We start from the raw sequence: 3,318 nt of genomic DNA on the forward strand, positions 1-3,318 counted from the left end.
CGAACATCTGCACCGAGTGCGGACATTCGTGGAAAAGCGACCACGACCTTGCAGACACCGTTTGCGGATGCACCTGCCCCCATTGCGGTATGGAGCTGGAAGCGTTGCGCACCCGAAAGAGCGTATTCAGAGATATGGAGTATTTCTCCATCGTCACCACCTGCAAGCAGTACCAAGTGATACGCTTCTTCTCCGTCAATTCCCGATACAAGGCAGGAGAGCCAGCCAAGTATTCCATTTTTGAGGTGGTGCAGAGGTGGATTGCCCCCGACGGCAGGACAACGACCGTTGCCCGTCTGCGCAGTATGTCCTTGTTCTACTGCGACCTATGGAATGAATACAGCGATATGGAGGTGCGCAAGAGCCAAGAAATTCGGGCATACGACATCACTCCGAGATGCACCTACCCCCGACAGCGTTTCATACCCGAAGTGAAGCGAAACGGCTTCAAGGGCGAATATCACAACATCCTGCCTTACGACCTTTTCAAAGGCATTCTTTCCGACAGCCGTGCGGAAACGCTGTTGAAGGCAGGGCAACACCCAATGTTGCGCTACTATCTGCACCACTCGTTCAATATCGGGGAGTATTGGGCATCAATCAAAATCTGCATCCGCAACGGCTACACCATATCTGACGGCTCTGTATGGCGTGACACGATAGAGCTCCTGCGACACTTCGGCAGGGACACGAACAGCCCGAAGTACGTCTGCCCCCAAGACCTCAAAGCCGAACACGACAGGTTGGTGGCAGGACGCAACCGCCAAAGGGAACGTGAACGGACTGAACAGCAACGGCAGAAAGCGGTTGAGGACGAGAAACAATATCTGAAAGCCAAAGGCATGTTCTTCGGACTTGTCTTTTCCGACAGCCTTATCTGCGTCAAGGTCATAGAGAGCGTGGAGGAAATGATAGAGGAAGGACGGATGATGCACCATTGCGTGGGTGGCTACCACAATCGGGAAAATTCCCTTATCCTTTCAGCGACCATTGACGGCAGGCGCATAGAAACGGTGGAAGTGTCCTTGAAAACCTTTGAGGTGGTGCAGTGTCGTGGCTTATGCAACGAGAACACCGAATACCACGAGCGCATCATAGACCTTGTGAACCGCAACGCCCATCAAATCCGCAAGAGAATGACCGCTTGATGTCTAACCCGACCTGCGTCTGCGATGGCGTAGGTCATAAACCTCACCGATATGAAAAGCAAAAGACGCTCAAAGACTTTGGAACAGCAGGCACGGTATTATGAAGTGCCGGATATGGAGATTTATATGTACGAAACCTACCTGAACGGCAACTTCTCCGACCTCAAAAGACTATACAAGGAACTCAACCGAGATAGCCGACGCCAATTCCTCGGTTATGTGATGACCGAGGTTTGGGAAGAAGACAGAAGAAGAATATTAGAAACGATACTCTAAAACAGAAAATTATGGATAATCAGACAACAAGAATGACCACGGGCGGAGTAAGCACCTGCACGGAAGCAGGTACGGAGAAATACGAGCGTTTCCAAACGGGTATCGGCAGACGCAGGCGGACACTTGTTCAGTACGACTACCGCCACACGGACGGAGAACTGTTCGCTTGTGTCAAACCCACTTTGGACGAGTGCCGAACCGCAAGGGACAAGTGGCTGAACGCAAAACGAGGAAAGGAGGACAGAGTATGAACGCAACCTATCAGACGTTAATTGTCAAGTTCAAAGAGCCGATTAAGGCTCTGAACGGCATATTTGACGATGCCCAAGCGTGGGGAACCGAAACCCTCAAAGGGTGGATAGATGATTACGAAAGCACACGCTTCACCGCCACCGACAGCCATACGGCAGTCATAACGAGCGAGTACAATATGGAGCATGTGAAAGAGTGGCTGCAACGACAGACACCCATTGCCGAGATGCGAGAATTTTGAATGTGTTGGCGGTGTTCACACCGCCAACACTTAAAACCCTAAAAAACAACGGATATGATAGCAAAGACGATATTACAACAGATAGGCGGAAGACGCTTCACCGCCATGACGGGTAGCCGAGATTACATCAATATGGGCAACGGCTTACGGATGAGCCTTGCGAGGAACAAGACAAGTGCCAACCGCCTTGACATCATATATGATGCAGGAGCAGACCTATACAATATGCGCTTCTACCGCAGGACATTCAGCAAAAAGACATTCGAGTGCAGGACGAAAGACATTGCCGTGCATGAGGGCATCTATTGTGATATGCTGGAAGAAATGTTCACGATGGTTACGGGACTTTACACACGCTTTTGAGTGGCGGCGGCGAAAGCCGCCCTACTTTCTTTCAGTGAGCAGGATGGCGGACAAAGAAAGTAGCAAAGAAACCTTTGTCCAATCTGCGATACCATTCACACAAAAACAAGTTTTAATCATGGAAACAATCAGGCAGAACGGAAAAATCATCTTGCACGGCAACGACGGCATAAGCATAAAGATGATTTTCAGAAACCTTACGGGAAAGAATTTTCAAGGTAAGGAGTATGCGGACTATATTCGCCACATCGCAATCGGGAGCATGGGATTTACACCCGGCAGCATCGAGCATTGCAGGGACGGTGGTGTGATAGACACGGGAAAAATCCCGAATGTATGAAAAGCGGAAAATCCGATGAAGTTGGGGCTTCTTCGGATTTTCGTTTCTGGTCACGGGATATACAGCAGTGCAAACTCCGCCTTTCTCCGTTTGAGCAGCATGGCGTGGCGTTTCCCTTTGTAGTTGCAGAAGGCTATATACTCACGGTAGATGTTCCTGTCGCCAGCCTCCAACTTCTTGATTAGGGCACTTTTGGGAATTGTCTTGCTGCCTAAAAGCCTATATGGTCCGACATTGTAGGCAAGAGTGGCGAGCAGAAGACTATCCTTTCCGAACTGCCGGAACATAGCGCAGAACTTTCGCAGGTCTTTCCGCAGGAGCGCGTCCGCCTGCCTTTTCGTCATAGTTCGTGCCGAATACCTTTCGCCCGGCAAAATTTTGTGACCCCAACCCACGTATGGGTGGTGTTTTTCCGAATGCCAGCCTTCAAAATATTTCGTGCAGCGCACAGCCCTCTCGAAAAGTGGCAGTCGGTAGATTGCCGCCTGCCCCTCCGTTCCCTCTTGGCGGCTGATCCGTGCGGACACGGAACAGACCGCCAGAAGCGAACAGAGCATTATCATCCACACACGCATCATTTCTGCAATGGTTTGAAGTTGCCGATGGGTACGATGGTGAAGCCGTCATCCTTGATGTTGCGGTTGTTGAAGTCAAATTCCAGTTCAAAGGAATTGCCGAAGTTGTCCTCTAATGTGGCG

At 50.4% G+C, this 3,318-nt stretch carries 7 protein-coding genes and 1 pseudogene; 6 read left to right on the forward strand and 2 right to left on the reverse strand.

Annotated features, from left to right (window positions below; genetic code table 11):
• From C5S62_RS02535 to C5S62_RS02560, 6 genes are all read left to right on the forward strand, one after another.
• Positions 1–1,148 (forward strand): PcfJ domain-containing protein (locus tag C5S62_RS02535; RefSeq protein ID WP_104403920.1); only part of this gene is annotated, 1,148 nt, incomplete at its 5' end.
• Positions 1,149–1,199: 51 nt separating this feature from the next.
• Positions 1,200–1,424, forward strand: coding sequence for a hypothetical protein (locus tag C5S62_RS02540; protein ID WP_007653927.1), 225 nt, complete (start codon positions 1,200–1,202; stop codon positions 1,422–1,424).
• Between the two features lie 11 nt (positions 1,425–1,435).
• Positions 1,436–1,675, forward strand: coding sequence for a DUF3873 domain-containing protein (locus C5S62_RS02545; protein ID WP_223301114.1), 240 nt, complete (start codon positions 1,436–1,438; stop codon positions 1,673–1,675).
• Positions 1,672–1,917 carry a hypothetical protein gene (locus C5S62_RS02550; protein WP_007653931.1) on the forward strand — a complete coding sequence of 82 codons (246 nt, stop codon included), beginning with the start codon at positions 1,672–1,674 and terminating at the stop codon, positions 1,915–1,917. The genes C5S62_RS02545 and C5S62_RS02550 overlap by 4 nt, the downstream gene beginning before the upstream one ends.
• A gap of 54 nt (positions 1,918–1,971) precedes the next feature.
• Positions 1,972–2,280, forward strand: a complete 309-nt coding sequence (locus C5S62_RS02555) for a hypothetical protein (RefSeq protein WP_007653933.1) — start codon at positions 1,972–1,974, stop codon at positions 2,278–2,280.
• Positions 2,281–2,398: 118 nt separating this feature from the next.
• Positions 2,399–2,620, forward strand: a complete 222-nt coding sequence (locus tag C5S62_RS02560; protein ID WP_007653935.1) for a hypothetical protein — start codon at positions 2,399–2,401, stop codon at positions 2,618–2,620.
• A gap of 50 nt (positions 2,621–2,670) precedes the next feature.
• Here the strand turns inward: C5S62_RS02560 and C5S62_RS02565 are convergent, their stop codons facing one another.
• Entirely contained in the window at positions 2,671–3,198 is a 528-nt protein-coding gene (locus C5S62_RS02565) for a glycoside hydrolase family protein (RefSeq protein ID WP_104403922.1), read from the reverse strand.
• Positions 3,195–3,318: pseudogene (locus C5S62_RS02570) on the reverse strand (conjugal transfer protein TraQ); the annotation flags it as partial. The pseudogene C5S62_RS02570 and the gene C5S62_RS02565, both read right to left, overlap by 4 nt.

The organism is Prevotella sp. MGM2 (genome assembly GCF_002933955.1).
In the GTDB taxonomy this organism is placed as follows: domain Bacteria; phylum Bacteroidota; class Bacteroidia; order Bacteroidales; family Bacteroidaceae; genus Alloprevotella.

Coding starts and splice junctions, on each gene's coding strand:
- C5S62_RS02540 (WP_007653927.1), top strand. CDS start 1,200: ATGAAAAGCAAAAGACGCTCAAAGACTTTGGAACAGCAGGCACGGTAT.
- C5S62_RS02545 (WP_223301114.1), top strand. CDS start 1,436: ATGGATAATCAGACAACAAGAATGACCACGGGCGGAGTAAGCACCTGC.
- C5S62_RS02550 (WP_007653931.1), top strand. CDS start 1,672: ATGAACGCAACCTATCAGACGTTAATTGTCAAGTTCAAAGAGCCGATT.
- C5S62_RS02555 (WP_007653933.1), top strand. CDS start 1,972: ATGATAGCAAAGACGATATTACAACAGATAGGCGGAAGACGCTTCACC.
- C5S62_RS02560 (WP_007653935.1), top strand. CDS start 2,399: ATGGAAACAATCAGGCAGAACGGAAAAATCATCTTGCACGGCAACGAC.
- C5S62_RS02565 (WP_104403922.1), bottom strand. CDS start 3,198: ATGATGCGTGTGTGGATGATAATGCTCTGTTCGCTTCTGGCGGTCTGT.